Source organism: Martinezella hainanensis (assembly GCF_900094555.1).
Taxonomy (GTDB): domain Bacteria; phylum Pseudomonadota; class Alphaproteobacteria; order Rhizobiales; family Rhizobiaceae; genus Rhizobium; species Rhizobium hainanense.
In genome coordinates this window covers 12,831-37,377 of sequence record NZ_FMAC01000012.1, presented here as the reverse complement: position 1 = coordinate 37,377, position 24,547 = coordinate 12,831, and the positions used below count along the sequence as shown (strand labels likewise).

General features: G+C 61.2%; 23 protein-coding genes. 14 read left to right on the top strand and 9 right to left on the bottom strand.

The window, feature by feature from the left end; genetic code table 11:
- The first annotated feature begins 262 nt into the window (after positions 1–262).
- A complete protein-coding gene (locus GA0061100_RS27960; protein WP_075856129.1) occupies positions 263–2,059 on the top strand; it encodes a PAS domain S-box protein in 1,797 nt (598 codons plus the stop codon).
- Between the two features lie 33 nt (positions 2,060–2,092).
- On the opposite strand, the gene GA0061100_RS27955 is transcribed toward GA0061100_RS27960, so the two are convergent.
- On the bottom strand, positions 2,093–2,557 hold the full coding sequence (locus GA0061100_RS27955; protein WP_015343397.1) for an Lrp/AsnC family transcriptional regulator: 465 nt from the start codon (positions 2,555–2,557) through the stop codon (positions 2,093–2,095).
- 124 nt (positions 2,558–2,681) lie between these two features.
- Here GA0061100_RS27955 and alr point away from each other — a divergent pair, with 124 nt between their 5' ends.
- Together alr and GA0061100_RS27945 are read left to right on the top strand one after the other, a co-directional pair.
- Positions 2,682–3,815, top strand: a complete 1,134-nt coding sequence (gene alr / locus GA0061100_RS27950; protein ID WP_075856128.1) for an alanine racemase — start codon at positions 2,682–2,684, stop codon at positions 3,813–3,815.
- Positions 3,816–3,845: 30 nt separating this feature from the next.
- A complete protein-coding gene (locus GA0061100_RS27945; protein ID WP_075856127.1) occupies positions 3,846–5,096 on the top strand; it encodes a D-amino acid dehydrogenase in 1,251 nt (416 codons plus the stop codon).
- A 60-nt stretch (positions 5,097–5,156) separates the two neighbouring features.
- Here the strand turns inward: GA0061100_RS27945 and GA0061100_RS27940 are convergent, their stop codons facing one another.
- Positions 5,157–6,353 (bottom strand): MFS transporter, encoded by a 1,197-nt coding sequence (locus GA0061100_RS27940; RefSeq protein WP_075856126.1) that lies wholly within the window; start codon positions 6,351–6,353, stop codon positions 5,157–5,159.
- Positions 6,354–6,472: 119 nt separating this feature from the next.
- Between GA0061100_RS27940 and GA0061100_RS27935 the strand changes: the two genes are divergently transcribed.
- From GA0061100_RS27935 to GA0061100_RS27910, 6 genes are all read left to right on the top strand, one after another.
- Complete coding sequence (locus GA0061100_RS27935) at positions 6,473–7,309, top strand: AraC family transcriptional regulator (RefSeq protein ID WP_075856125.1); 837 nt, start codon at positions 6,473–6,475, stop codon at positions 7,307–7,309.
- A 64-nt stretch (positions 7,310–7,373) separates the two neighbouring features.
- Positions 7,374–8,150, top strand: a complete 777-nt coding sequence (gene cobF / locus GA0061100_RS27930; RefSeq protein ID WP_075856124.1) for a precorrin-6A synthase (deacetylating) — start codon at positions 7,374–7,376, stop codon at positions 8,148–8,150.
- 57 nt (positions 8,151–8,207) lie between these two features.
- Positions 8,208–9,635, top strand: coding sequence for a precorrin-3B synthase (cobG, locus tag GA0061100_RS27925; protein ID WP_083961458.1), 1,428 nt, complete (start codon positions 8,208–8,210; stop codon positions 9,633–9,635).
- A 2-nt stretch (positions 9,636–9,637) separates the two neighbouring features.
- The gene (locus tag GA0061100_RS27920; protein ID WP_075856123.1) at positions 9,638–10,270 is read left to right on the top strand and encodes a precorrin-8X methylmutase; all 633 of its coding nucleotides are present in this window, start codon (positions 9,638–9,640) and stop codon (positions 10,268–10,270) included.
- Positions 10,267–11,004 carry a precorrin-2 C(20)-methyltransferase gene (locus GA0061100_RS27915; RefSeq protein ID WP_075856122.1) on the top strand — a complete coding sequence of 246 codons (738 nt, stop codon included), beginning with the start codon at positions 10,267–10,269 and terminating at the stop codon, positions 11,002–11,004. Before GA0061100_RS27920 ends, GA0061100_RS27915 begins: the two co-directional genes overlap by 4 nt.
- Positions 11,001–11,765, top strand: a complete 765-nt coding sequence (locus GA0061100_RS27910) for a precorrin-3B C(17)-methyltransferase (protein ID WP_075856121.1) — start codon at positions 11,001–11,003, stop codon at positions 11,763–11,765. Before GA0061100_RS27915 ends, GA0061100_RS27910 begins: the two co-directional genes overlap by 4 nt.
- On the opposite strand, the gene GA0061100_RS27905 is transcribed toward GA0061100_RS27910, so the two are convergent.
- A complete protein-coding gene (locus GA0061100_RS27905; RefSeq protein ID WP_075856120.1) occupies positions 11,729–12,499 on the bottom strand; it encodes a cobalt-precorrin-6A reductase in 771 nt (256 codons plus the stop codon). The genes GA0061100_RS27910 and GA0061100_RS27905 overlap by 37 nt on opposite strands.
- On the opposite strand from GA0061100_RS27905, the gene cbiE reads away from it, so the two are divergent.
- The 5 genes from cbiE to GA0061100_RS27880 all read left to right on the top strand — a co-directional run bounded on the left by cbiE (position 12,483) and on the right by GA0061100_RS27880 (position 16,997).
- Positions 12,483–13,724 (top strand): precorrin-6y C5,15-methyltransferase (decarboxylating) subunit CbiE, encoded by a 1,242-nt coding sequence (gene cbiE, locus GA0061100_RS27900; protein WP_075856119.1) that lies wholly within the window; start codon positions 12,483–12,485, stop codon positions 13,722–13,724. The genes GA0061100_RS27905 and cbiE overlap by 17 nt on opposite strands.
- 19 nt (positions 13,725–13,743) lie before the next feature.
- Positions 13,744–14,502 carry a precorrin-4 C(11)-methyltransferase gene (cobM, locus tag GA0061100_RS27895; RefSeq protein WP_075856118.1) on the top strand — a complete coding sequence of 253 codons (759 nt, stop codon included), beginning with the start codon at positions 13,744–13,746 and terminating at the stop codon, positions 14,500–14,502.
- A 192-nt stretch (positions 14,503–14,694) separates the two neighbouring features.
- Positions 14,695–15,132, top strand: coding sequence for a nickel-responsive transcriptional regulator NikR (nikR, locus tag GA0061100_RS27890; protein WP_075856117.1), 438 nt, complete (start codon positions 14,695–14,697; stop codon positions 15,130–15,132).
- A gap of 288 nt (positions 15,133–15,420) precedes the next feature.
- Entirely contained in the window at positions 15,421–15,981 is a 561-nt protein-coding gene (locus GA0061100_RS27885) for an NADPH-dependent FMN reductase (protein ID WP_075856220.1), read from the top strand.
- 119 nt (positions 15,982–16,100) lie between these two features.
- The gene (locus GA0061100_RS27880) at positions 16,101–16,997 is read left to right on the top strand and encodes a DMT family transporter (RefSeq protein ID WP_075856116.1); all 897 of its coding nucleotides are present in this window, start codon (positions 16,101–16,103) and stop codon (positions 16,995–16,997) included.
- Here the strand turns inward: GA0061100_RS27880 and GA0061100_RS27875 are convergent.
- The 6 genes from GA0061100_RS27875 to GA0061100_RS27850 all read right to left on the bottom strand — a co-directional run bounded on the left by GA0061100_RS27875 (position 16,994) and on the right by GA0061100_RS27850 (position 24,491).
- On the bottom strand, positions 16,994–19,336 hold the full coding sequence (locus GA0061100_RS27875) for a polysaccharide biosynthesis tyrosine autokinase (RefSeq protein WP_075856219.1): 2,343 nt from the start codon (positions 19,334–19,336) through the stop codon (positions 16,994–16,996). The genes GA0061100_RS27880 and GA0061100_RS27875 overlap by 4 nt on opposite strands.
- Before the next feature lie 84 nt (positions 19,337–19,420).
- On the bottom strand, positions 19,421–20,326 hold the full coding sequence (galU, locus tag GA0061100_RS27870) for a UTP--glucose-1-phosphate uridylyltransferase GalU (RefSeq protein WP_075856115.1): 906 nt from the start codon (positions 20,324–20,326) through the stop codon (positions 19,421–19,423).
- A gap of 4 nt (positions 20,327–20,330) precedes the next feature.
- Positions 20,331–21,356, bottom strand: a complete 1,026-nt coding sequence (locus GA0061100_RS27865) for a glycosyltransferase family 2 protein (RefSeq protein WP_075856114.1) — start codon at positions 21,354–21,356, stop codon at positions 20,331–20,333.
- Positions 21,353–22,291, bottom strand: a complete 939-nt coding sequence (locus GA0061100_RS27860; RefSeq protein ID WP_075856113.1) for a glycosyltransferase family 2 protein — start codon at positions 22,289–22,291, stop codon at positions 21,353–21,355. Before GA0061100_RS27860 ends, GA0061100_RS27865 begins: the two co-directional genes overlap by 4 nt.
- Positions 22,291–23,286 carry a glycosyltransferase family 2 protein gene (locus tag GA0061100_RS27855; protein WP_075856112.1) on the bottom strand — a complete coding sequence of 332 codons (996 nt, stop codon included), beginning with the start codon at positions 23,284–23,286 and terminating at the stop codon, positions 22,291–22,293. Before GA0061100_RS27855 ends, GA0061100_RS27860 begins: the two co-directional genes overlap by 1 nt.
- The gene (locus GA0061100_RS27850; protein WP_075856111.1) at positions 23,283–24,491 is read right to left on the bottom strand and encodes a glycosyl transferase family 1; all 1,209 of its coding nucleotides are present in this window, start codon (positions 24,489–24,491) and stop codon (positions 23,283–23,285) included. The genes GA0061100_RS27855 and GA0061100_RS27850 overlap by 4 nt, the downstream gene beginning before the upstream one ends.
- Between the last annotated feature and the right edge of the window lie 56 nt (positions 24,492–24,547).

Below are 24,547 nucleotides of genomic sequence, written 5' to 3'. Positions count from 1 at the left end.
CAACAGATCGATGCTCATCCAAAGTCAAAACGAGCGGTTTACTGAGACTTGCGATCGCGACGAACGATCTACTATAGTATCTACTATGTTATTTAAAATACTTTGAAATCAGCGAATTTTCTCTCTGCACTCCGCGACAGGGAATATGCTATGAGTCCTCGCGAGCGTGGGCGGAACCAAAGCATCCTTTAGAGGATGACTGTCGCTCAAGAGAGGATGCATCCTGAATATCGTGCCCGAACTGGCAAGTCACACCAACGAGATGGCAGCGCTTATCTCTGGCTTCGACTGGGCGGCGACCAGTCTCGGCCCAAAATCGGCATGGCCCCCATGTCTGACCGCCGCCGTCGATATCATGCTCTCCGCGCGAGCCCAGATCGTCATGTTCTGGGGCGAGGATTTTGTTGCGCTTTACAACGACGCCTATGCACCGACGATAGGCGACAAGCATCCCCACGCCTTGGGGCACCCTGCACGGGAAAACTGGGCCGAGCTCTGGAACGACCTCGAACCGCTTTTGCGCTCCGTCCTTCACGACGGCCAGACCGTCGTCGCCAAAGATCGCCCCTTCTACATCGAGCGCTACGGCTATCCCGAAACGGTCTACTTCGACATTTCCTATTCGCCTGTTCGCGACGCGGACGGCAAGGTGCTGGGCGTCTTCTGCATTGTCAATGAGACGACGGAGCGTGTTCGTTCCGAACAGATATTGCGCGAAAGCGAGGAACGGATCCGCGCCGTCATTTCCCAATCCGCGACGGGAATGGCCCAATGCGAACTCGATGGCCGCTTCATTCAGGTGAATGGGCGCTTCTGCGAGATCGTCGGCTACTCCGAAACCGAGCTTCTCGGCATGCGGATGGACGACATCACCTACCCGGACGATCTGCGCGAGAATAGGCGCCTGTTCGAGACGATGATGGCGACCGGCGAGAACTTCGAGATCGAAAAGCGCTATATCCGGAAGGACGGCAGCCTCGTATGGGTTGCAAACGCCGTTTCCGGCCTGCGGGATGGTTCCGGACGCATCCAGCGCGTCGCCGGGGTGGTCACGGACATCACCGAACGCAAGCAGGCACAGCAAATCGAACGGCGTCTGGCAGCCATCATCGCCTCGTCGGACGACGCGATCCTCAGTATCGATCTCAACATGGTGATCAGAAGCTGGAATACCGGTGCGGAAAGGCTTTACGGCCACTCCGCCGAAGAGGCCGTCGGCAGATCGGTCACGATGCTCCTTCCGGATGACCGAAGCGAAGAAGAAACGACGATCCTCGCCCGGATCCGCGCAGGTCAGAGGGTCGAGCCCTATGAGACGAAGCGACGCTGCAGGAACGGCGAACTTGTCGACGTTCTGCTCAGCGTCTCGCCGATCTATGACACCTATGGCCGGATCGTGGGAGCCTCGAAGACCGCCCATGACATCAGTGCGAAGAAGGAAGCTGAACGCCTGCAGACGGTGCTGGTCGGCGAGCTCAATCACCGCGTCAAGAATGTGCTTGCGACCGTCATGGCTATCGCACGTCAGACCCTCGGGCGCGATGATGTCGACAAGGCATCCGTCGAGACATTCGAAGCGCGGCTCTCCTCCATGGCGCGCGCCCATGACCTGTTGATCCACGGCCAATGGGAGCAGGCGGAATTGACCGCCGTCATCGCCCAGGCGCTTTCGCCCTATCCGAAGGACAGGTTCGAAATTTCCGGGCCGGCGATCAAGCTCGCGCCGAGAGCCGTCGTTTCCATATCGCTTGCGCTGCATGAGCTTGCGACGAATGCCGCCAAATACGGTGCGCTTTCAGTGGCGGATGGCCGTGTTGCGATCACCTGGTCCGTGGAAATGGGCGAGACCGACCAGCTCAAGCTGCGTTGGCAGGAATCGGGAGGGCCGGTGGTAAACACCCCGACCCGCAAGGGCTTCGGCTCCCGCTTGATCGAAAGCCTGCTGGCGGCAGAGTTGAATGGCAAAGTCCATGTCAGTTACGAGCCCAGCGGCTTGATCTGTGAGGTCGATGCTGCAGCAGGCATAGGCTGGGACCAGGCCCGCGATACGGCAAAATAGCGTCCTCCATAGGCCGAAACAATCTCGGCCTATTCAACGCAGGCCCTTCGGCCGCGTCGCCAGCACATTGCGGATCGAGAAACTCGAGTGGATTCGCAGCACTCCCGGCATGGTCGACAGAATATCCTTGTGGATGCGCTCGAAATCGCCGGGATTGGCAACCTCGACACGCAACAGATAATCGGAGCCGCCCGTCATCAGAAAGCACTCCTTGATCTCGGGGTGTTTGCGTACCGCTGCCTCGAAGCGATCGAGGTGCTCTTCCGTTTGCCGTTCGAGCGTGATGTTGATGATGACGGCGATCGATGCCTCCGCCTGGGAGGTGTCCACCAGCGCCGTATAGCCCCGGATCACGCCCGCCTGCTCCATCAGTTTGATGCGCCGCAGGCAGGCCGATGGCGACAGCCCCACCTCGCTTGCCAGCTTGGCATTGCTGACGCGAGCGTCGAGGCGAAGCAGGCGGAGAATATTGCGATCGATCGCATCGAGAGCGGCCATGTGGATTCTTTCAAAAATTCGCAGATCATTTCAATATCAACGTAATTACACAATAATCAATCACAGTTTGGCGAGCAATTTCACGATCCTTTCAATACTCTTGTTTTGAAAGACGAGGGCGAACATGGACGGCTGCATTGTGGATTCCCGAGCGCTGAAATTGGCGATCGACAACGGAGCGTGTGGTTATCTGACGATCGATCTGGCCGCGCTGTGCCGGAATTACGACAAGCTATCCGCCGTCGTCGTGCCGGCGAAGACAGCTGCCGTGGTCAAGGCCGATTCCTATGGGCTTGGCGCCAGCCAAGTATCGAAAGCGCTCTATGCGCGCGGTTGCCGCCACTTCCTCGTCGCCCACTTCATCGAGGCATTGCGGCTGCGTCCACAGCTCCCGGGCGACGCAACGGTCTTCGTGCTGAACGGCCTGCTGCCCGGTAATGAGGCCACCTGCGCCGACGTCGGCATCGTGCCCGTCATCAATTCGCTCGATCAGCTGCAGCAATGGTCGCAGACGGCGCGGTCTCTTCAGCGCAGGCTGCCGGCGGTTCTGCAATTCGATACCGGCATGTCGCGGCTGGGTATCCCGCCGGAAGACAGAAGTGCCGTCGCTGCTCATCTGCAGACATCGGACGACATCGACATTCTCTTCATCATGAGCCACCTCGCCTCCGCAGACGAGGCCGGCAGCGGACAAAACGCCGACCAGCTTGCCGAAATGCGCCGTGTCGCAGCGGAGTTTCCGCAGTACGATGTTTCGTTCGCAAACTCCGGCGGCATCTTCCTCGGCGGCGATTTTCACGGTGTGCTAGCGCGGCCGGGTATCGCTCTTTATGGCGGCGCCCCCACGAGCGGCGTTACCAACCCCATGGAAGCCGTTGTCAGGCTTGATGTCGCCGTCGTGCAGACGCGGACCGTTCCGGAAGGCGCGCGTGTCGGCTATGGCGGCGTGCATGTCACGAAGCGCCAGACCCGGCTTGCGACGATCGCCGCCGGTTATGCCGACGGCCTTCCGCGCAGCCTCAGCGATCGCGGTGCAGTCTATTACAACGGCGTGCGCCTGCCGATCGTCGGCCGTGTGTCGATGGACAGCACAACGATCGATATCAGCGCTCTGCCCGAAGGCACTCTCTCCTTCGGAAGCATGGTGGAAGTTCTCGGAGATCATCAGAGCCTGGATGATCTTGCGCGGGATGCCGGCTTGATTTCCTATGAAATCCTGACCAGTCTCGGCCATCGCTTCCACCGTCAATATCGCTGACCTTCCAAAGTTCAATTCTCTGAGGACATCATGAAAGTCGTCGTTCTGGGTGCCGGTATTATCGGCGTGACGTCAGCCTATCAGCTTGCCAAGGCGGGCCACGAAGTCACGGTCATCGATCGGCAGCAAGGGCCGGCGCTGGAAACGAGCTTTGCCAATGCCGGCGAAGTCTCCTTCGGCTATTGCTCGCCCTGGGCGGCTCCCGGCATTCCAATGAAGGCGATCAAGTGGCTGTTCATGCACCACGCGCCGCTGATCCTGCGTCCGAAGGTCGATGGCGCCATGCTGTCATGGCTCGTCAAGATGCTGTCGAACTGCACCTCGGAACGCTACGCGATCAACAAGAGCCGGATGCTGCGCCTTGCCGACTACAGCCGCATTTCGCTGGCTGAGGTTCGCGAGGAGACGGGTATAGCCTATGACGAACGCATGCAGGGCACGCTACAGCTCTTCCGCACGCAGCAGCAGCTCGACGCATCGGCCAAGGACGTCAAGGCCCTGGCGGCCGACGGCATTCCCTATGAAGTGCTCGATCCCGAAGGCTGCATTCGGGTCGAGCCGGCACTTAAGCATGTGCGCGGGAAGATCGTCGGTGGGCTCCTGACGCCGAAGGACGAGACCGGAGATTGCTTCAAATTCACCAATGCGCTTGCGGCGAAGGCGGTCGATCTTGGCGTCCAGTTCCAGTACGGCACGACGATCAAGGGGCTCGACGTTGAGGGCGGGCAGGTGCGCGCCGTCATGACCGACCGTGGGCGCATGGACGCCGATGCGATCGTCGTCGCACTTGGCAGCTATTCGCCGCTCCTATTGAAGCCGCTCGGCATCAGCCTCTCCGTCTATCCGGTCAAGGGTTACTCGCTGACGATCCCGATCACCGATGCCTCGCGCGCGCCGGAATCGACCGTCATGGACGAGACCTACAAGATCGCGATCACCCGCCTCGGCGATCGCATCCGCGTCGGCGGTATGGCTGAAATCTCCGGCTATACCAATGATCTCGGCCTTCCCCGCCGGCAGACACTCGAACACTCCGTCACCGATCTCTTCCCCGGCGGCGATGTCGCCAAGGCGTCCTTCTGGTCGGGCCTGCGACCGATGACGCCGGACGGCACGCCCGTCATCGGGCCAACGAAGATCAAGGGATTGTTCCTCAATACCGGCCACGGCACGCTCGGATGGACCATGAGCTCCGGCTCGGCACGCGTCATCAGCGATCTCGTCAGCGGCCGTAAGCCGGATATCGACGCGACCGACCTCGCGATCAGCCGCTATGCCTGACAAGCAGGATTTTCGCTAAGCGCTAGAAAAGACGGCGGGCCTAATGCCCGCCGATTTCGATCAATGCCGCGGAATTCTTGGCAGGAAGATCGTGAACAATCCCAGCAGCGGCAGGTACGAGCAGATCGTGTAAACGAAGGGAATGCCGCGCGCATCGGCGAAATCGCCGAGCCAGGCCGCGCCAAGTCCGCCGGCACCGAAGGCAAAGCCGAAGAAGATACCGCCGATCAGCCCGACGCGGCCGGGGATCAGCTCCTGCGCAAAGACCACGATCGCCGGGAAGGCCGAAGCCAGCACGAGGCCGATGATGACCGTCAGGACGCAGGTCCAGAACAGGTTCGCATAGGGCATGAGCAGCGCAAACGGGATGACGCCGAGGATCGAGAACCAGATCACGAAGCGCGCACCCAGACGATCGCCGACCGGGCCGCCCATGATCGTGCCAACGGCGACGGAGCCGAGGAAGAGGAACAGCATCAGCTGCGCATCGCGAACATCGAGATGGAACTTGTCGATGACGTAGAAGGTGAAATAGCTCGAAATACTGGCCATATAGACGTTCTTCGTTGCCGTCAGCAGGATGAGGATTGCAAGCGCCCACATCGCCTTGTTGCGCGCGATCGGCAAAGTGCGGCTCGGCGCCGGACGCGAGGACTGCTGGCGACGATGATTGATGAACCAGTTACCGACCCAGCTCAAAACGATGAAGCCGATAACGGCAAGCACGGAAAGCCAGGCGACGCTCTTCTGGCCGTGCTGCAGAACAAAGAATGCAGCGATCAGCGGCCCGATCGCCGAACCGGCATTGCCGCCCAGCTGGAAGAGCGACTGCGCCAAGCCGTGGCGACCGCCCGACGCCAGACGGGCAACGCGCGATGCCTCCGGATGGAAGACCGCCGAGCCGAAGCCGATGAGGCTTGCGGCCACCAGCAGCATTCCAAAGCTGCCGGCGTAACCGAGCAGCAGCAAGCCCAAGAAGGTACTGACCATGCCGACCGGCAACGAGTAAGGCATCGGCCATTTGTCGGTGACGATGCCGACCACCGGCTGCAGCAGCGATGCGGTGATCTGGAACATCATCGTCAGCAGGCCGATCTGCACGAAATCGAGCGCGTAGTTCTCTCTGAACATCGGGTAGAGCGATGTCAGCAACGACTGCATCGTGTCGTTCAGCAGATGGCACGTGCTGACCGCCATGACGATCGACATCGTCGTCTTCTGATATCGGGTCTGCGCACCCGAAATTTCCGCAACCATGTGAGGAATCCTCCTGCGTCAGCGAGATTTGCCGACGATATGACTTGATCCGCCTTTAACACGTCTTGCGAGTGTCCTTCTTTCGTGTTTTGGTCCAATAGTTTCTCGATTGGGCCAAAATGGAAAAGCTATCGAAACAGTTGCTGGCAACGCTCGACGACGACCATGTCCGGAACGTGCGCTGGATGGAGGAGTCGCCCGCTGATGTGCTTGTCCATAGTGCCGAGCCGCCACAGGGCTACACTGTTCCCTGGCATCATCACCGCCGCACGCAATTGCTTTGCATCTTCTCAGGCGTCGCCCTGATCATGACGGCGCGCGGCCGCTGGATGGTGCCGCCGGGCCATGCTCTCTTCATCCCGGTCGGAATGGAGCATTCGATCGAGATCCTGAGCGATGTCAGCATGAAATCCGTCTATGTGACGCCACGTGGCCAACCGCCGAAGGATGACGCGCCGCGCGTCGTCGAGGTGACGGATCTTGCCCGCAGCCTGCTTCTGGAGGCCATTCGGCTGGGTGAAGCCCCCATCAGCCATCGCAAGGCCAAGCTGGTCCTTTCTCTTCTTGTCGAGGAGATCGCGACGCTGCCTGAGCGCCCGCTCGGCCTGCCCTTCCCGTCCGACCGCCGGTTGACGGCACTCTGCCGAGACTATCTCGCCAATCCATCACCCAACGCCAGACTGGACGACTGGGCCGAGAAGCTTTCGGTGAGCCGCCGCACCTTCACCCGACAGTTCCGCAAGGAAACCGGCATCAGCTTCACGACCTGGCGTCAGCAGGCGAGTGTCTTTGCCTGCCTGCCGCAGCTTGCGGAGGGCCAGCCCGTCACCAACGTCGCGCTCGAAGCGGGTTACGAGAGCGTGGCGGCCTTCACCACCATGTTCCGCCGCATGCTCGGCACGTCACCCCGCACCTATATGGCCAGCCGCTGGACCTTCGACCGGCAATCGGCTTGAGCGTCTGCTCTTGAAATGGTCGAGCGCTTCCGGCAAACAGCGCTTGAGAGCGAGGGCAAAGCATATGCGGCATATTCACATCGTCGGTATCGGCACCGGAAATCCCGAACATATGACCGTGCAGGCGATCAATGCACTGAATGCAGCCGACGTCATCCTCATCCCCAGCAAGGGCGCGGCCAAGGCCGAACTCGCCGATGTCCGCAAGGAGATTTGCGAGCGCTATGTCACCAATAAAGCCACGCGCTTCGTTAGCTATGACGTGCCTTCACGCCAGACGGCGGACCGCAGCTATGTGCAGAGCGTCGACGAATGGCATGACGCGATTTCCGCGACCTATGAACAGCTGTTTCTGGAGCACGTGACGGAAAGTCAGAGCGCTGCCTTCCTCGTCTGGGGCGATCCGGGCCTTTACGACAGCACGTTGCGCATTCTCGAGCGTGTCGTTGGTCGGGGGAATATTGTCCTCGATTACAGCGTTATTCCTGGCATCACCAGCATCCAGGCGCTGACGGCGAGCCATCGCATCCCCCTCAATCTCGTCGGCAAGCCGGTGCAGATCACCACAGGCAGGCGGCTCGCTGAAAGCTTTCCCGGCATTGCCGAAACGGCCGTCGTCATGCTCGATGGCGAGCAGGCCTTCAGCAAGATCGAAGATCCCGATGCCTATATCTATTGGGGAGCTTATCTCGGCACCAAGGACGAGATCACCATCGCCGGCAGGCTTGCCGACGTTTCCGAGCGGATTCTTGCGACGCGGGCGGAGGCCCGTGCCCGGCATGGGTGGATCATGGATATCTACCTCATGCGCAAGGGGCAGGATTTCGACGATCTCGCATAAAAGCCAAATGCCAAATCGTTTGCCCGCCGATCCGGTTTGTGCAAGGAAATGTCCCTTATGAAGGGCAGTCTTATGGTTGCGGCTGACACGCAGACGGTAAAGGGACAAACGTGCCTCTCGCAAGGAGAGGCCGGTCACGATGACGTTGCATCGCCCGTACCCTCCATGGTTCGCGGCGCCTGCCCCTCCTTGAGCGCGCCGATGCCGACGGGCGACGGTCTGCTGGTTCGCTTGCGGCCATCGACGCCAGGCCTCACCGTCGCGCAATTGCGCGCGCTGGCCAAAGCCACTGAGGAACATGGCAACGGCCTGATCGAGATCACCGCGCGCGGCAATTTTCAGCTTCGCGGCATGACGTCCGAGAGCATGCCCGGACTGGCCGCCGATATCGATCGCGCCGGCATCGTGCCGGAGAGCGGTGTTGCGATCGAAGTCCCACCGCTCAGCGGCGTCGATCCGTCGGAGATCGCTGACGCGCGCGGGCTCGCTGAACGTCTGCGGAGCGCCATCGATGCACTTCATCCCAAGCCATTGCTGGCTGCCAAGCTCGCCATCATCGTCGACGGCGGCGGCCGGCTCACACTCGACGAACTGACGGCGGATATCCGGCTGAAAGCCACCAATACCGCCGATGGCCGAGAGCTTTGGACGCTCGCCATCGCCGGAACAAGCGCGACGGCCCCGCGGCTTGCCACCTTGCCTGGCGAAGAGGCGATAGCCGGTGTTGTGACATTGCTCGAAGCCTTGATCGCGATCGGACCCCGCGCCCGTGGCCGTGATCTGGACATTGCCCACGTGCAGGCGCAGTTTCCCACCGTTCCCGGTCTCTCACTCCCCAAAGGCACTCCCTCGACCTCTTCTGTCGGCCTTATCCCACTCGACAAACAGCATTCTGCCCTCGGCCTGCGGCCTGCCTTCGGTCAGATCCGCTCCCAGGACCTCATCGGCTTTCTCGACGTAGCCGAACTGAAGGGCGCGCATGAAATTCGGACGGGACCGGAGCATAGCCTGCTGTTGCTCGGACTCCAACGCGATAACATCGAAGATATCCTGGCGGTGGCAGCCGATTGCGGCCTCCAGACGCATGCCGACGATCCAGCAAATTACGTGGTCCCCTGCTCCGGCGCCGGCGCGTGCGGCTCGGCCCACTATGCAACGAAGCAGGCGGCCGCCGATCTGGTCGATGTCGGAGCCGAGCTGCTTGACGGTTCGCTCAAGGTCCATCTGTCCGGCTGCCCAAAGGGCTGCGCCCACCCATCCCCGGCAATGCTCACCATCGTCGGTGCTGCAACAGGCTATGCTATTGTCGTAAATGGGTCATCATCAGCCAAGCCCGTAGCTTACATCCACAAGGAGGGCCTGAAATCGGCGCTGGTCGCGCTCGGAGAACTGGTACGAAACAACAAAGCTGCTGGCGAATCGGCGCAGCAGTGTCTTAAACGGCTCGGCCGGGACGCAATCGCGACGGCTTTACGACAGGGATAGAAATGCCTGACTATTATTATATCCGCGAGGGAGATGCGATCTATGAACGCTCCTTCGCGATCATCCGCAGCGAAGCCGATTTGTCGCGTTTTCCCGAAGCCGAGGCCGATGTCGCAGTCCGCATGATCCATGCCTGCGGATTGGTGGAAGCCGCAGAGCATTTCCTGTTCTCCCCCGATTTCGTCGCATCCGCCCGCAAGGCGCTGACTGACGGCGCGCCGATTTTCTGCGACGCGGAAATGGTCGCTCGCGGCGTTACCCGCGCCCGCCTGCCGGCCGCCAACGAAGTAATCTGCACCTTGCAGGACCCGCGCACGGCCGAGATCGCCAAGTCGATCGGCAATACACGCTCAGCAGCCGCTATGCATCTTTGGACCGATCGCCTTGCCGGCTCGATCGTTGCCATCGGCAATGCGCCGACCGCCCTCTTTCACCTTCTGGAAATGCTGCGTGACGGTGCGCCGAAGCCAGCCGCCATCATCGGCATGCCCGTCGGCTTCGTCGGCGCGGCGGAATCGAAGGATGCGCTCGCCGAAAACTCATACGGCGTTCCCTTTGCCATCGTGCGCGGCCGGCTTGGTGGCAGCGCCATGACGGCGGCCGCCCTCAATGCCCTGGCGAGGCCGGGCCTATGAGCGCGCCATCCAATGGACAGTTGATCGGTGTCGGCACCGGCCCCGGTGATCCCGAACTGCTGACGGTCAAGGCGGTCAAGGCCCTCGAACGTGCCGATGTCGTCGCCTACTTTGCCAAGCAGGGCAGAGGCGGCAACGGCAAGGCCATCGTCGGCGAGTTTCTGAGAGCAGACGTAAAACTGCTGCCGCTCTACTATCCGGTCACGACCGAGATCGATAAGGACGCGCCGGAATATCTCAGTCAGATCACCGCCTTCTACGACGCCTCGGCCGAAATGGTGGCGGCGCATCTGCGCGAGGGAAAGACGGTTGCCGTGCTCAGCGAGGGCGACCCGTTCTTTTACGGCTCCTATATGCATCTGCATGTGCGCCTTGCCGATCGTTTTCCGACAGAAGTCATACCGGGCGTGACGGCCATGTCCGGCTGCTGGTCTCTTGCCGGATTGCCGATGGTACAAGGAGACGACGTACTCTCCGTCCTGCCGGGAACGATGGCGGAGGCAGAGCTTACCCGGCGCTTGGGCGATACGCAGGCCGCCGTCATCATGAAGGTCGGCCGCAATCTGCCGAAAATCCGCCGTGCGCTCGACGCTGCCGGCCGGCTAGGGGAAGCAATCTATGTCGAGCGCGGCACGATGGCGAACGGCGCCATGACGCCGCTTGCCAGCCGCGACGATGCCGAGGCGCCGTATTTTTCGCTGGTTCTGGTGCCAGGCTGGGAAAGCAGGCCATGAGCGGGCGTCTCTATGTGATCGGTACCGGTCCCGGCAAGCCTGAGCAGACGACGCCGGAGGCGCTGGCTGCCGTTGCGGATGCCCACGAATTCTATGGCTACGGCCCTTATCTGGACCGTCTGACGCTTCGCAGCGACCAGATCCGTCAGGCATCCGACAATCGCGAGGAGTTGGACCGGGCCAAGGTGGCGCTGCAGCGGGCTGCGGCCGGCATAAATGTCTGCGTCGTCTCGGGCGGGGATCCCGGCGTCTTTGCCATGGCAGCGGCCGTCTGCGAGGCGATCGATCACGGTCCGTCTGAATGGCGCTCGGTAGACCTCGTCGTCGTGCCCGGTATTACGGCCATGCTTGCAGTCGCCGCGCGCATCGGCGCTCCTCTCGGGCACGATTTTTGCGCAATCTCACTGTCGGACAATCTGAAGCCCTGGCCGCTCATCGAAAACCGGCTTCGCGCCGTCGCCGAGGCAGGCTTTGTGATCGCGCTTTACAATCCGATCAGCAAGGCGCGACCCTGGCAGCTCGGCAAAGCCTTCGAAATTGTCCATGACATTTTGCCTGCTGACACGCCGGTGATTTTCGGCCGCGCCGCCGGCCGGCCCGACGAACGCATGACGGTGGCGCGCCTAGCGGATGCCGAAGCTTCGCAAGCCGATATGGCGACCTGTGTCATCATCGGCTCGGCCGAGACGCGCGTCATTGCCCGCGAAGGACGCCCGGATCTCGTCTATACGCCGCGGTTCATCAGGGAAGAGACGAAATGATCGATCCGATCGAGCGCAGCGTCCACCGTTTCGACCACCGGCAAGCCGGCGGTCTCGGCGCGCTCGACCATGATTACCTTGATGCCGAGATGCCTTGCTGCCTCGATCTTGCCGTAAGTCGCCTCGCCGCCGCTGTTCTTGGCGACGACAACCTCGATCTGATGCTGTTGCAGCATGTCGAGTTCGTCGGCCAGTCGGAACGGCCCCCGGCTGCGGATGTAGCTGACATGAGGCACCGTCAGCGGCGGCTCGACGGGATCGACGCTACGAACCCAGTAAAGGTGCTGCGGCGCGGCGTTCGCCTGATGCGCCTCTTGCCGCCCGGTTGCCAGGAAAACGCGCAGGGGTGCTGCGCCGAGCGCGGCGATGGCCTGCGAAACGCTATGCACCGAGAGCCAGTCATCGCCTTCGACCGACACCCAGGCCGGACGGCGCAGGGCAAAAGCGGTCACGGCGCATTCAACAGCCGCTTGTGCGGCATTGGTCGAAATGCGGGCTGCAAAGGGATGGGTGGCGTCGACCACCAGATCGATCGCTTCATCACTGACATAGCGAGCAAGCCCCTCAGCGCCACCGAAGCCGCCGCTGCGCACCGGAACGGGTTGCGGGGCCGGATCGGCGGTTCTGCCGGCAAGCGAGAGCACGACCTCGAGATCGTCGCGGGAGGCGAGCGACGTCGCGAGCGCGCGGGCCTCCGTCGTACCGCCCAGAATCAGAATGCGGGCCTTGCCCATGGCTGAGACACCTTCAGTTCAACGCTGGCTCACTCTTATCGGCATCGGCGAGGACGGTCCAGCCGGGCTTGGCGACGAGGCCAAGCGGTTGATCGCTGCAGCGCCAATGGTCTTTGGCGGAACGCGACATCTCGACCTGATGAGCCCATTGATAACAGGCGAAACGCAGGCCTGGCTTTCACCATTCGAAAAGTCTGTCGAGACAGTGCTCGCCCGCCAGGGCAAGCCGACGGTGGTTCTCGCCTCCGGCGATCCCTTCTTCTACGGCGTCGGGGTAACACTTTCACGACGTATTCCGGCTTCCGAAATGACCGTCATTCCGGCGCCCTCCTCTTTCAGCCTTGCCGCGTCGCGCCTCGGCTGGCCCTTGCAGGAAACGACGGTTCTCTCGCTCCACGGGCGGCCGATCGATCTCATCCGGCCGCATCTCCATACCGGCCGCAAGATCCTGGCGCTGACATCCGATGGCAAAGGCCCCGCCGACTTGGCCGCCTTGCTGCAAGGCTCAGGCTTCGGCTCCTCCGAGCTTACGGTTCTGGAGGCGCTTGGCGGACCACATGAGAGGGTCTCCCGGCAAATTGCGGCTGATTTCACCCTCTCCGGCATCAACGATCTGAATATTTGCGCAGTCGAGGTCAAGGCGGAAGCCGGAGCTCGGATCTTGCCGCTGAGCGCGGGGCTGCCCGACGAGCTTTTCGAGCATGACGGCCAGATCACCAAGCGGGAGATCCGCGCGATCACGCTGTCCGCGCTTGCGCCGCGCCATGGCGAGTTGCTCTGGGATATTGGCGCCGGCTCCGGTTCGATCGGCATCGAATGGATGCTGGCCGATCCCTCGCTGCGCGCCATTGCCATCGAGGCATCGGCTGAACGTGCGGCGCGCATCCGCCGCAATGCCGCAAATTTCGGGGTGCCGAGCCTGGCGATTGTCGAAGGCGAGGCACCGACGGCTCTTTCCGGTCTTGCGGCCCCGGATGCGATTTTCATCGGCGGCGGCGGCAGCGACGCCGGCGTGCTGGAGGCCGCAATCAGCCAGTTGAAAAGCGGCGGCAGGCTGGTTGCCAATGCTGTCACCACCGAAATGGAAGCGCTGCTGCTGGCCGCACAGGCACGCCGGGGCGGCTCGCTGATCCGCATCGATATTGCCCGCGCCGCACCCGTCGGCCGCATGACCGGCTGGCGGCCAGCCATGCCGGTGACGCAATGGTCGTGGGTGAAGCCATAATTCAGAATGAGGTAGAGCGATGACAGTGCATTTCATTGGCGCAGGCCCCGGGGCCGCCGACCTGATCACCGTGCGCGGCCGGGATCTGATCGGCAAATGCCCGGTGTGCCTCTATGCCGGATCGATCGTTTCGCCGGAACTATTGCAATATTGCCCGCCCGGCGCCCGCATCATCGACACGGCGCCGATGTCGCTTGACGAGATAGAGGCGGAATATCTGAAGGCGGCCGCCGCCGGCGAGAATGTCGCGCGCCTGCATTCCGGCGACCTCTCGGTCTGGAGCGCGGTCGCCGAGCAGATCCGCAGGCTAGAACAGCATGGCATCGACTATACGCTGACCCCAGGCGTTCCAGCATTCGCCGCCGCCGCCTCGGCGCTCGGGCGCGAATTGACGATCCCGGCCGTCGCCCAGAGCCTTGTGCTGACGCGGGTATCAGGCCGCGCCTCGCCGATGCCAAACAGCGAGACGCTGGAAAAATTCGGCGCGACGGGTGCGACACTCGCCATTCACCTGGCAATCCACGCACTTGAAAAGGTCGTTAGGGACCTGACGCCGCTTTACGGCGCGGACTGCCCGGTCGCGATCGTCGTCAAGGCATCCTGGCCGGACGAACGGATCATTCGGGCTACGCTTGCCACGATCGAAGCAAAGGTGGCGGCAGAACCGATCGAGCGCACTGCATTGATCTTTGTCGGCCCGTCGCTTGGCGCCAGCGATTTTCGCGAAAGCTCGCTCTACGACCCCACTTACCAGCGTCGTTTCCGCGGCCGGGAATAAGCTTCGACCCCGTTGCAAATCGCCTCGAAATTTTCTCTAGAGCCGGATGATTTTAGGTCGAATCGACCTAAAATCTGAATCCGCTCTAGCATCAAAGAAGTAGAGCGTGATGTCGTCCGAAAACCGCCTACACTTTTCGGCATCACGCTCTAGTCGATCGCGGCAAGCCGTGGGGCAAAAGAGGATCAGGAAATGCAGCGCATTACCATCACCATTGATGACGATCTTCTCGAAACCATCGACAAGATCAGTGCACAGCGCGGCTATGCAAGCCGCTCGGAGACTTTGCGCGATCTCGTCCGCGATGCAGTAACCCGTGCGCAACCGATCATAGACGGCGAAGCCAGATGTTACGCGGCCCTCACCTATGTCTATGAGCATGAAACCCGCGACCTCTCACGCCGGCTGACGACGGCGCAGCACGATCACCACGATCTTTCGGTATCGACGCTTCATGTTCACATCGATGGGCAAGATTGCCTCGAAGTCTCCGTGCTGAAGGGTAAGGCGGACGAGATCAAGACCTTTGCCGACAGCGTCGTGACGCAGCGCGGCGTACGCTTCGGGAACCTGCACATCATCCCATCGGACGATGGTATAGATAGCGCCGAAACGCATTTGCATGACTGAGAGGGCGGGCGAGTTGCCCGCGGACTACTCAGTCGAAGCCGACCCTACCGTATAGGTCATGCTTTCCTTGAGCATGGCAAGCACCCTCAAGCTGAGGTCACTGCTCGCTGCGTGAAATCTCGCATGCAGCACCGCGCGTCTTTCAACACGCGCCAATGACACTGTAACGCATTGAAATACTACATAATTTCTCTTAGTCGATTCCGATTTAGCGGAAATTATGCAGTAGGCCTTGACGAAGGACGACGAAACATAAATGTCTTCCCATCACGGCAAATGGGGGAAGCGATGAAGATACTCGGCATATCGGGCAGCCTGCGCAAAGGCTCCTTCAACACAGCCCTGCTCCACGCGGCCGTCGAATTGGCGCCAAGCGGCGTCGAACTGATCGCCCGCACCATTCACGGCATACCGCTCTACGACGCCGATCTCGAGGCGGCGGAAGGCATTCCGGAAAAGGTGCAGGAACTCAAGGATCTGGCCATATCGGCCGATGGGCTGATCTTGTTTACGCCGGAATACAACAATTCGCTTCCGGGCGTCTTCAAGAATGCCATCGACTGGATGAGCCGCCCCTCCACGGACATCGCCCAGGTCTTCGGCGGAAAGCCGATCGCTGTCCTCGGTGCTTCGCCGGGCAATTTCGGCACCATCCTCAGCCAGAATGCCTGGCTGACAGTGTTGCGCACGCTCGGCGCCGAAGCCTGGTTCGGCGGCCGGCTGATGGTATCGCGCGCCGGCAGTGTCTTCGATGCGGACGGGGCGATCGTCGACGAGAAAGTGAAACACAATCTTGCGGCTTTCATCGATGGCTTCACGGCTTTCGTTGGGGATCGCAAGAAGGGCTGATGTGCCGCTCGGCAAGGCGGATACAAAGCCTATGATTGAACCGATGAATGACCTAATGTGAATGTGGCGTCGAGTCCCGGCGCCTCCGGGGCCTCGCACATCTTCTTCCTTCGAAAGCCATGAAATCCAATAGTACCGGTTACGTCTTCACGCTGTTGGCAATCAGCATATTCGCCATACAGGACGGCATCTCCAAGCACCTTGTCAGCGCCTATCCGCCGCTTCTGGTGGCGATGATCCGCTATTGGGCCTTCATGCTTTTCGCCATCGCAATGGCTTCGCGCGCACCCGGCGGGCTGCGACGCACTGTCCGGACCAAGCGTCCTGTCCTGCAGATTGCCCGAGGCCTGCTGCTCGCCGCGCAGATCGTCGTCGCCATCTCGTCCTTCGTCATCGTCGGTCTGGCCCATTCGCAGGCGATCTTTTCATCAGGCCCGCTGATGGTGGCCCTGCTGTCCATACCGATCCTCGGCGAGAAGGTCGGCTGGCGGCGTTGGCTGGCAATCTGCTTCGGCTTCATCGGCGTGCTGTTGATCCTGAAGCCGGAAAGCGGCGTCTTCGATGCGCGGTTCCTCGTGCCGCTTTTCGGCGCATTGCTATTTTCGCTCTACGTCGTCCTGACACGCTATGTCAGCCGCGAGGACGGCGCCATGACCAGCTTCTTCTATACGGGCGTTGTGGGTGCGGTCGCCATGACCTGCATCGGGCCGTTCTTCTGGACATCGCTGGCCCCACATGACTGGATCTTCATGGGCATTCTCTGCCTGACAGGCGTTTCGAGCCATTATTTCCTCATCCGCGCCTATGACATGCTCGACGCGGTGGTCATCCAGCCCCTGACCTATCTGCAGCTCGTCTTCTCCGCCATTATCGGCGTCACGATATTCGGCGAGAAGCTGAGCGCGCCCATGATTGCGGGCGCGCTCATCGTTGTTGCGGCGGGCATATTCACGATCTGGCGCGAACATGCCCTGGCGAGAACCCGGCTCAAGGCCGACAAGGCATCGGCAGGCTAAGCGTCCACCTGGGCGCGCGGCTGCGCCTCCGTGTAGTAGCTCACATATTTCTGCCGGTAGCGTTCCGTTCCGCCGAAATCGCTGTAGCGCGGCAGTTCCGACATGTCGGTCTTGTTGAGGATGACGCCGAGGATGCGCGAGTTGATCTGCGGCTCCTGCTCGAGAACATCACGCACCAGATTGGTTGGCGTCGCGCCCCATTCGGTAACCAACAGGAAGGCATCGACCTGCGGCGCGAAGGCCTTTGCATCGATGACAGGGCCAAGCGGTGCAAGATCGACGATAATGTAGTCGAACATCTTGCGTGCATTTTCCATCAGATGCTGCATGCCCTGCGAGGACAGAAGCTCGCTGGTGTGCAGCAGATGATCGCGTACGGCGACCGGGAGAATGGCAAGCTTGGTGCGCGGATCGACCTTCACGGCACTCGTCCAGGGCACCTCGCCAAGCACAGCCTCGATCAGGCCGGCCTGCGGTGGCGTCTTCAGCGTCCGGCTGAGACCCGGGTTGCGCAAGTCGGCATCGATGAGCAGCGTGCGCTTGCCGCTACTCGCAAGCAGGGCGGCAAAGTTGGCAGCCGTTGTCGACTTGCCCTCACCGGGAAGTGCCGAGACAACGCCGATGACGCGGTCGGCGCGGCCCTGCAGCATCACATCGCTGGCGAGCTTTGCGTTCCTCAAGGTCTCGGCGAAGATCGAGCGCGGCGCTTCGACGGAGATGCGCATCATGCGCTCGAAGGCGACGCCGTTCTCTCCCTCTTCCGCCGTTGTCGGCTCCGCTCCGGCATCGGCCTTGCGCGGCTTCTTCTTGTTTTTGCTCTGCTGGCCGAGCAGAGGCAGATAGCCCAGGAATTTCAATCCGAGAGCAGCCCGCACGTCGGCCTCGACGCGGAAGAAGCGATCACGGAACTCCTGGAATGCGGCAACACCGCAACCGACCATCAGGCCGAGGATGACCGAAAGCGCCATGACGAGCGTCTTCTTCGGGCTGGACGGCGCCGTCGGTACGCCGGCAACCGAGATGACGCGGGCCTTGGCGATCGGGAAGGAGCGCTGCTGGGTCGCCTGTTCGAAACGGCCAAGATAGGATTCATAAAGCGTCTTCAACGCCGATGCCTTCTGGTTCAGCTCATTGAGATGAACCAGCGACTTGTTAGCCTCGGAATTCTTGCCGACGACCTTATCGATGCTTTCGCGCAGCGATTCCGCCCGCGACTGCGCAACATCAAGCTCGTTCTTGTAGCTGGCAGTCAGCTGCTGAAGGACCTGATAGATCTGCCGGGTAATGTCCTGCCGCTCGGCCTTGAGCGCGACGGCTTGCGGATGGTCGGCGCCGAAGTTCTGCGTGACGTCCTGCTCGCGCTTTTCGACGGCGAGATAGCGTGTCTTCAGATCCTGCAACACCGAGTTGTCGGTCGAGCTCGACGAGATGGTCGCGTTCTTGACGGCGTTGTCGGGGCCCTGGTCGATGATCGACTTATATTGATTGTAGCGGGCGGCTGCGCTGGCGGTATCGGCCTGTGCGATGATCAATTGCTTGTTCAGATCGGAAATCTGCTGTTCCGACATCAGCTCGCCACCCGTGGAGGTCAACCCATTGTCGGCCTTGTATTTTTCGACTTCAAGCGAAGCCTCCTGGGCGCGCTGGCGCAGATCGTTCAAGCGTTCCTGCAGCCAGACCGAGGCGCGCTCAGTGGCGTCGAAATTGGCGTTCAGCTGGTCGGTCAGATAAGCGTCGGCATAGGCGCGCGTAACCGCGGCGGCAAGTCGCTTGTCGGTGGAGCTGTAGGAGACGGCAACGACCGAGCTTCGCGTGACGCGCTCGACCTTCAGATTGTCCTGCAAAACGGCAGCAACCTTCTGACGTTGAGCCTCGCGCTGCTCCTCGGGCGTCATCGGCGGACGACCGGGCGTAAAGACGCTGACGATCAGGCTGACGCCGGATTTGAGCAACGCCGCCGGAGATACCGGCGGATTAAGCAATGTATTGTTGTCGGCAAGGCCGGCAGTGTCGACGACGCGCAGCGCCATTTCGTTCGATTTGAGGATTTCGACTGCACTGGCGATTTCCATATCCGCCTGCTGGCTGCTCGCCGCCGGCGGCTGATCCTCGGCATATTTCGTCATGGTTTCGTCGAGCAATATCTGCGTCATCGACGTATAGCTCGAGGTGGCGGTGAGCAGATAGGCGACGGCCAGAATGACAAAAGCGGCCACGGCAAAAATGATGGTGCGGATGCGCCTGACCACGACGGCCATCAGCCGGTCGAGATCGATAAAGCTATCCTGCGACTCCGCTTGCGGAAGAGCGCTGTGGAAAGTGAAGTTCTTCTGATGCATGGCGACCACCTTGTCGGAGAAGCCCGAATGAACAATAGCCATGGCCTGCGGCCTTACCGGCCGCAGGCCACAATGTGAACAGGCTTAAGCGGCGGTCATCTGCGCTTCGTGCGAGACGACCAGGTTGCGGATCGAGTCATAGACCAAGCCGCCGATATCGGAGCGAGCGAGCGCGAAGGCAACGTTCGCTTCGATGAAGCCGTGCTTGGACCCGCAGTCGAACGTGCGTCCGTTATAGACCTGGGCATGAAAGGATTGCGTCTCGGAGAGGCGCAGCATGCCGTCGGTCAGCTGGATCTCATTACCAGCGCCGCGCTCCTGACGGGCCAGAATGTCGAAGATCTCAGGCTGCAGAATATAACGGCCATTGAGGTAAAAGTTTGAAGGCGCCTCGGACGGATGCGGCTTCTCGACCATTTTGGTCACGGCAAAGCCATGGCGCACGGACTCGCCCTTGCCGATGATGCCGTATTTCGAGGTTTCTTCTGGAGCGCATTCCTCGACGGCGACGATATTGCCACCGGTCTCATTATAGAGGTCCATCAGGCCGGCCATGCAGCCGCGCATGCCGTAGCAAAGCATGTCAGGCAAGAGCAAGGCGAAGGGCTCGTTGCCGATCAGATCGCGGGCACACCAGACGGCGTGGCCGAGGCCGAGCGGAGCCTGCTGGCGGGTGAAGCTGACGGCGCCCGGCCGCGGCAGAAGACGTTCCAGCTCGCTGACTTGGTGGCTTTTGCCTGCCCTCTGTAGTGAGGAAATCAGCTCCGGCGTGTCGTCGAAATGGTCTTCAATCGCCGACTTGTTGCGGCTGGTGACGAAGACGATGTGCTCGATGCCGGCTTCGATGGCTTCATCGACGGCATATTGCACGACCGGACGATCGACGATCGTCAGCATCTCCTTTGGCATCGCCTTGGTGGCGGGCAGGAAGCGTGTTCCATTGCCGGCAACCGGGATGACTGCTTTTCTCACACGATGTTTGGGGTCCATGGCTCTATCCTTTGTTAGAGTGAGGGCCTGCGCCCATATTGGGCAGGGGGGAGGAAAGTGAAGAGGTAGGCGACGACTGGCGGCCGCTCCGCAGAGACGCGGCCAACCGACGAAAACGCGCAAAGATCGGCATGCTGAGATGGCGCACCGCCCGCGGGTTGAGGCATGCGATCTTGAGCATCGCCTGCAATTCGCGCTCCTTGATGCTGTCGACCAGCTTCAGGAATGCGATAACGTCCCTCAGATTGCGCGTGCGTCGCCGCTGTGCGGCAAGGGCAGCGGCCCCGAAGGGATGATCGGCGAAGAATCTGCTGTCGGCAGCAAGCATGGCCTCGACATGGTCTTGTCTGAGAACACGCGAGATCGACCCGTCGCGAATGTAGTACAAGTAGCCTACGGTCGGCTCGACGACGCAGACGCCGCCACGAGCAAGAGCGGACGCGAGGAAAATGTAATCCTCGCCGATCCGCAAGGTTTCATCGAAGCGTAGGCGATGCTTCTCGACGAAGGCACGCTCGAAGACCGGCTTCATGTAACCGAAATTGTGCTCCGACTGGAAAATCATGTTCGATGCGATGAATTTTGCCAGCGTCAGCGTCGGCATGCGTGCCAGCATCGCCTCCGGGAACATCGGCAGCATCGTGCCGACGTCCTCGCGGATCACATCGAGATTATCGACTGCGATCTGCGCTTCGGCCTTTTCCGCCCTGGCGATCAGGCGGGCCATGCGGTCCGGACGTAGAGCATCATCGGAATCGAGCACGGCCACCCAGCGACCCCGGGCCGCATCCAGCCCGGCATTGCGGGCAGCGCCCGGACCGCCGTTGCGGGCCATGGCAACGAGACGCACCCGCGGATCAGGATGGTTGCCGGCAATCTCGCGCGTACCATCGCTCGAGCAATCGTCGACGACGATCACTTCCATGCTGACGGCGCCTTGCGCCAGCGCGCTGTCGATAGCGCGCTCAAGCGTTTCCTCGGCATTATAGGCAGCGATGACGAAGCTGACATCAGGGATGAAATCCGTCATTGCGGTGCCTTCTCCAGATTTCCGTATTGTTCGATCTCGCGAACTCCAAAGAGACCGCTGACAACACCGGCGTGCATGATGCCGCGCAAACCGTAGCGATGCCGCTTGATCGGGGACGCGGAAAGCAGCGCCGCGGCAGCAAAGCAATAGGCGGACTTCGTGCCCGCGAGCGCAATCGCTCGCCAGCGCCCGAAGCCCCCCCTTGCTTCCAGCAACATGCGCCCATGCGTCTGCCCCATGCGATAGCGGCGCTTGGAGAGCCAGGAGACGCTCGCGCGCGTGTTAGGGACGGGCTCATAGACGAGCGCGTCCGCCGCATAAGCGATCCTGCCGCCCGCCTTGTGCATATGGGTGAAGAACTCGGTATCTTCGCCGCCGCTGCGCCCGAGCGCGATATTGAACCGCCGGCCGGCAAGCGAAGGCGCACCGCGGCGCAGCAGCACATTGCAGGTGTAGCCGGTCAGGATTTCCCCGGCGACCCAAACAGGCAAGGTCGAATGAAAGTCGCCACGCTGCATCCAGGCCGGGGCGACGTTTGCATACACCGCCTGCACGGGACCGAGAACGGCGTCGGCGCCGGTCGTGTCGGCCATGATCAGCATTTCCGTCAGCCAGTCTTCCGAGGCCGTCTCGTCGTCATCGATGAAGGCGAGAAAATCGCCGCTCGCATGATCCAGGCAAGCATTGCGGGCAATCGAGATGTTCGAAGCCGGGCAATGGACATAGACGATCTCGAAGGGCACGGCCGAACGCATGGCGTCGACGCGGCCCCGCGCGCTCGGCGTCACATCATTATCAGCAATGATGATCCGGATGATCGCACCTGTGGGGACGCTGAGTACGGCCAGCGACAGCAGCGTCTGATCGAGCTCTGCCCGCCGATAGGTGCAGACCGCGATGTCGATCCTTATCGGGCGTCGATGGACTTGTGTCATCACGCCACCCTGCGATTGCGGAAGCTGAAGACTTCCATCCAGAAGCCCATGGACCAGGCGAAATGCATGACCATAGCGGAAATTGCGGCCAGCGGGCCGTAAGGGTTCTTCTGGCCGAGAGCGATCCAGAAGCCGTAGGCGATGCAGGCTACCGCCCACAGGCCAACCGGAATAACCGCAATCCAGTTAAGGACGGCCAGGAAAGCACCGATGAAAATCGGCACGACCGCAAGCGGCAGCATCTGGCGCAGGCTCGGCATGCTGCGATGCTTGAGAATATTGCGCGCGCGGCCGCGGCCATAGCCGAGATACTGCTTGAAGAGCGTCGGGACGCTGGAGCGCGGATAATAGGTCATGGCCGTCTTGTCGGTCAGCCAGATCCGATACCCCGTCTTGTTCAGGCGATAATCCAGCTCGGCATCCTCGTTATGGCTAAAGGTTTCGTCATAACCGCCGACCGCACGGAAGGCGGCAACGCGCATCAGCGCGTGGTGCCCATGCTCGGCCCAATGGCCCTTCGCGCCTTCGCGATGTTTGGAACCACCATTGCCGAGCTTGGAGTTCTGTGCCACGGCCGTTGCCTTCTGGAAGGCGCTGAAACCCATAGTGCGCATCGCAACGACGACGGAATCCGCGCCCGTCGCGCCTGCCTCCTGTACCAGCGTCTGGCAGTAATCGTCCGGATAGTCGCCATGGGCGTCGATACGGATGAAATACTCATGATCGTCACCGAATGTGTCGATAGCGAGATTGATCGCTGCGCTCTGCAATCGTTTCGGATTATCGAGCAACAGAACGCGCGGATCTCCCTCCGCTATACTCCGAACGATTTCGCGCGTGCGATCGGTGCTGCCGCCATCGGCCACCACGATCCTGGCATCGAGTTCGTACAGAGCCTGACCGAGCTTCTCGATCAGCGGCTCGATATGCTTTTCCTCATTGAGGCAAGGAATAACGATTATGCAACGCATGTCCCCTGAACTTTCGGTCGTCATTGCAATCCACCTCTATTGCGATGCAGTTGTGGGAGGGCCTGTATTTCGGCGAGCTGTTCATTGGCGCGCGTCAGCGACGCCAGCCGTTGCACCAGCCCCTGACAGTCGGCGCGATCCATCATCCATTGCTTGCGATCCTGTGACGCCACCGCCTCGAAAGCGGCGAGATAGCGCTTCGCGTCCATCTCTCCCAAAAGCGCCGTCAGATGTTCGGCATCAGCCTCGTCGAGCGTAAGCCCGATCCTTCGGCTCGCGAGAAATCTTGCCGTCTCCGTACCCTTGATCGCAATCGGCACGGTGCCGTAAAGGCCACCTTCATAAAGGCGGTTCGGCAGCAGCCAGCTGGAATTCAATCCCTCTTCGAAAAAGTCGATGGCCCAGGAAAACTGGACTTCGCCGTAGATCGCCGAGAGATCCTCGGGGTTCTTGTAGGCGCCTGCAAAATGCATGAAGGGTGCATCGCGGACGGTGCGATCGAAGTCGTCGAACTCGGAATGAGCCGGGCGGCCCCGCAGGACGATCTCGAAGCGACCTTCCATCCTGCGGGAGAATTGATCGAGCAAAGCCAATGACTTACGGCAGCGAAGGGCGCCGAACCAGCCTATCTTCCATGGTTTGTCCGCAGCCGGCGGCCGTGCGGCTGATGCTATGGCACGCGCCGCAGGCTCAAGCGCCAGCACCTTGTTTTCGAGCAGCATGACCGGCACATTGAGCCCGGAGCGCGGACGGAAATAACGTTCGATGAAGGCGGGCGAACTGGTCACCAGCAATGACGCCTGCGAACCGAAGTGGCGCTCCGCGCTGCGAAGCGCACTACCCACCACATCGTCACGCAGCAGCAGCCGATGGATATCGAGGCATTCATAGACGATCGGCATGTCGCCGCCGAAAACGGACTTGGCGCGATTGGCCAGTGCCAGCATTTCGAGATTACGGCCGATGATGAGGTCCGGCCTTGCGACCGAGCGCAGCAGCCCACGCAGTTTCGCCGCCGATCTGGCCACCGCCGCGATACGCTGCGCAAACTGGGCATCCTGCGTCTTGCCGAGTTCGATCGGCTCGACGCCGTGTATGGCAGCCAGCGCATTGTCGTCACGCCGGAACCCCGCGAGCGTTACGAGTGCCCCGCCGGCCCGCAGCATCAGCACCCGCCTACGCACGGCGGGGTCAGCAAGATCGTGGACGAAGTACAGTATATGCAGCATCAAAATTTCCGCTTTTGCGCCCAGCCAGGACCGGGCACCTTGTGTGGTTGGTGTTG

Coding starts and splice junctions, on each gene's coding strand:
- GA0061100_RS27880 (WP_075856116.1), top strand. CDS start 16,101: ATGAAATCCAATAGTACCGGTTACGTCTTCACGCTGTTGGCAATCAGC.
- GA0061100_RS27920 (WP_075856123.1), top strand. CDS start 9,638: ATGCCTGACTATTATTATATCCGCGAGGGAGATGCGATCTATGAACGC.
- GA0061100_RS27955 (WP_015343397.1), bottom strand. CDS start 2,557: ATGGCCGCTCTCGATGCGATCGATCGCAATATTCTCCGCCTGCTTCGC.
- nikR (WP_075856117.1), top strand. CDS start 14,695: ATGCAGCGCATTACCATCACCATTGATGACGATCTTCTCGAAACCATC.
- GA0061100_RS27850 (WP_075856111.1), bottom strand. CDS start 24,491: ATGCTGCATATACTGTACTTCGTCCACGATCTTGCTGACCCCGCCGTG.
- cbiE (WP_075856119.1), top strand. CDS start 12,483: ATGCGGGCCTTGCCCATGGCTGAGACACCTTCAGTTCAACGCTGGCTC.
- GA0061100_RS27875 (WP_075856219.1), bottom strand. CDS start 19,336: ATGCATCAGAAGAACTTCACTTTCCACAGCGCTCTTCCGCAAGCGGAG.
- GA0061100_RS27935 (WP_075856125.1), top strand. CDS start 6,473: ATGGAAAAGCTATCGAAACAGTTGCTGGCAACGCTCGACGACGACCAT.
- alr (WP_075856128.1), top strand. CDS start 2,682: ATGGACGGCTGCATTGTGGATTCCCGAGCGCTGAAATTGGCGATCGAC.
- GA0061100_RS27960 (WP_075856129.1), top strand. CDS start 263: ATGGCAGCGCTTATCTCTGGCTTCGACTGGGCGGCGACCAGTCTCGGC.
- cobF (WP_075856124.1), top strand. CDS start 7,374: ATGCGGCATATTCACATCGTCGGTATCGGCACCGGAAATCCCGAACAT.
- GA0061100_RS27865 (WP_075856114.1), bottom strand. CDS start 21,356: ATGACGGATTTCATCCCTGATGTCAGCTTCGTCATCGCTGCCTATAAT.
- GA0061100_RS27910 (WP_075856121.1), top strand. CDS start 11,001: ATGAGCGGGCGTCTCTATGTGATCGGTACCGGTCCCGGCAAGCCTGAG.
- GA0061100_RS27915 (WP_075856122.1), top strand. CDS start 10,267: ATGAGCGCGCCATCCAATGGACAGTTGATCGGTGTCGGCACCGGCCCC.
- GA0061100_RS27885 (WP_075856220.1), top strand. CDS start 15,421: ATGAAGATACTCGGCATATCGGGCAGCCTGCGCAAAGGCTCCTTCAAC.
- galU (WP_075856115.1), bottom strand. CDS start 20,326: ATGGACCCCAAACATCGTGTGAGAAAAGCAGTCATCCCGGTTGCCGGC.
- cobG (WP_083961458.1), top strand. CDS start 8,208: ATGAAGGGCAGTCTTATGGTTGCGGCTGACACGCAGACGGTAAAGGGA.
- GA0061100_RS27860 (WP_075856113.1), bottom strand. CDS start 22,291: ATGACACAAGTCCATCGACGCCCGATAAGGATCGACATCGCGGTCTGC.
- GA0061100_RS27905 (WP_075856120.1), bottom strand. CDS start 12,499: ATGGGCAAGGCCCGCATTCTGATTCTGGGCGGTACGACGGAGGCCCGC.
- cobM (WP_075856118.1), top strand. CDS start 13,744: ATGACAGTGCATTTCATTGGCGCAGGCCCCGGGGCCGCCGACCTGATC.
- GA0061100_RS27945 (WP_075856127.1), top strand. CDS start 3,846: ATGAAAGTCGTCGTTCTGGGTGCCGGTATTATCGGCGTGACGTCAGCC.
- GA0061100_RS27855 (WP_075856112.1), bottom strand. CDS start 23,286: ATGACGACCGAAAGTTCAGGGGACATGCGTTGCATAATCGTTATTCCT.
- GA0061100_RS27940 (WP_075856126.1), bottom strand. CDS start 6,353: ATGGTTGCGGAAATTTCGGGTGCGCAGACCCGATATCAGAAGACGACG.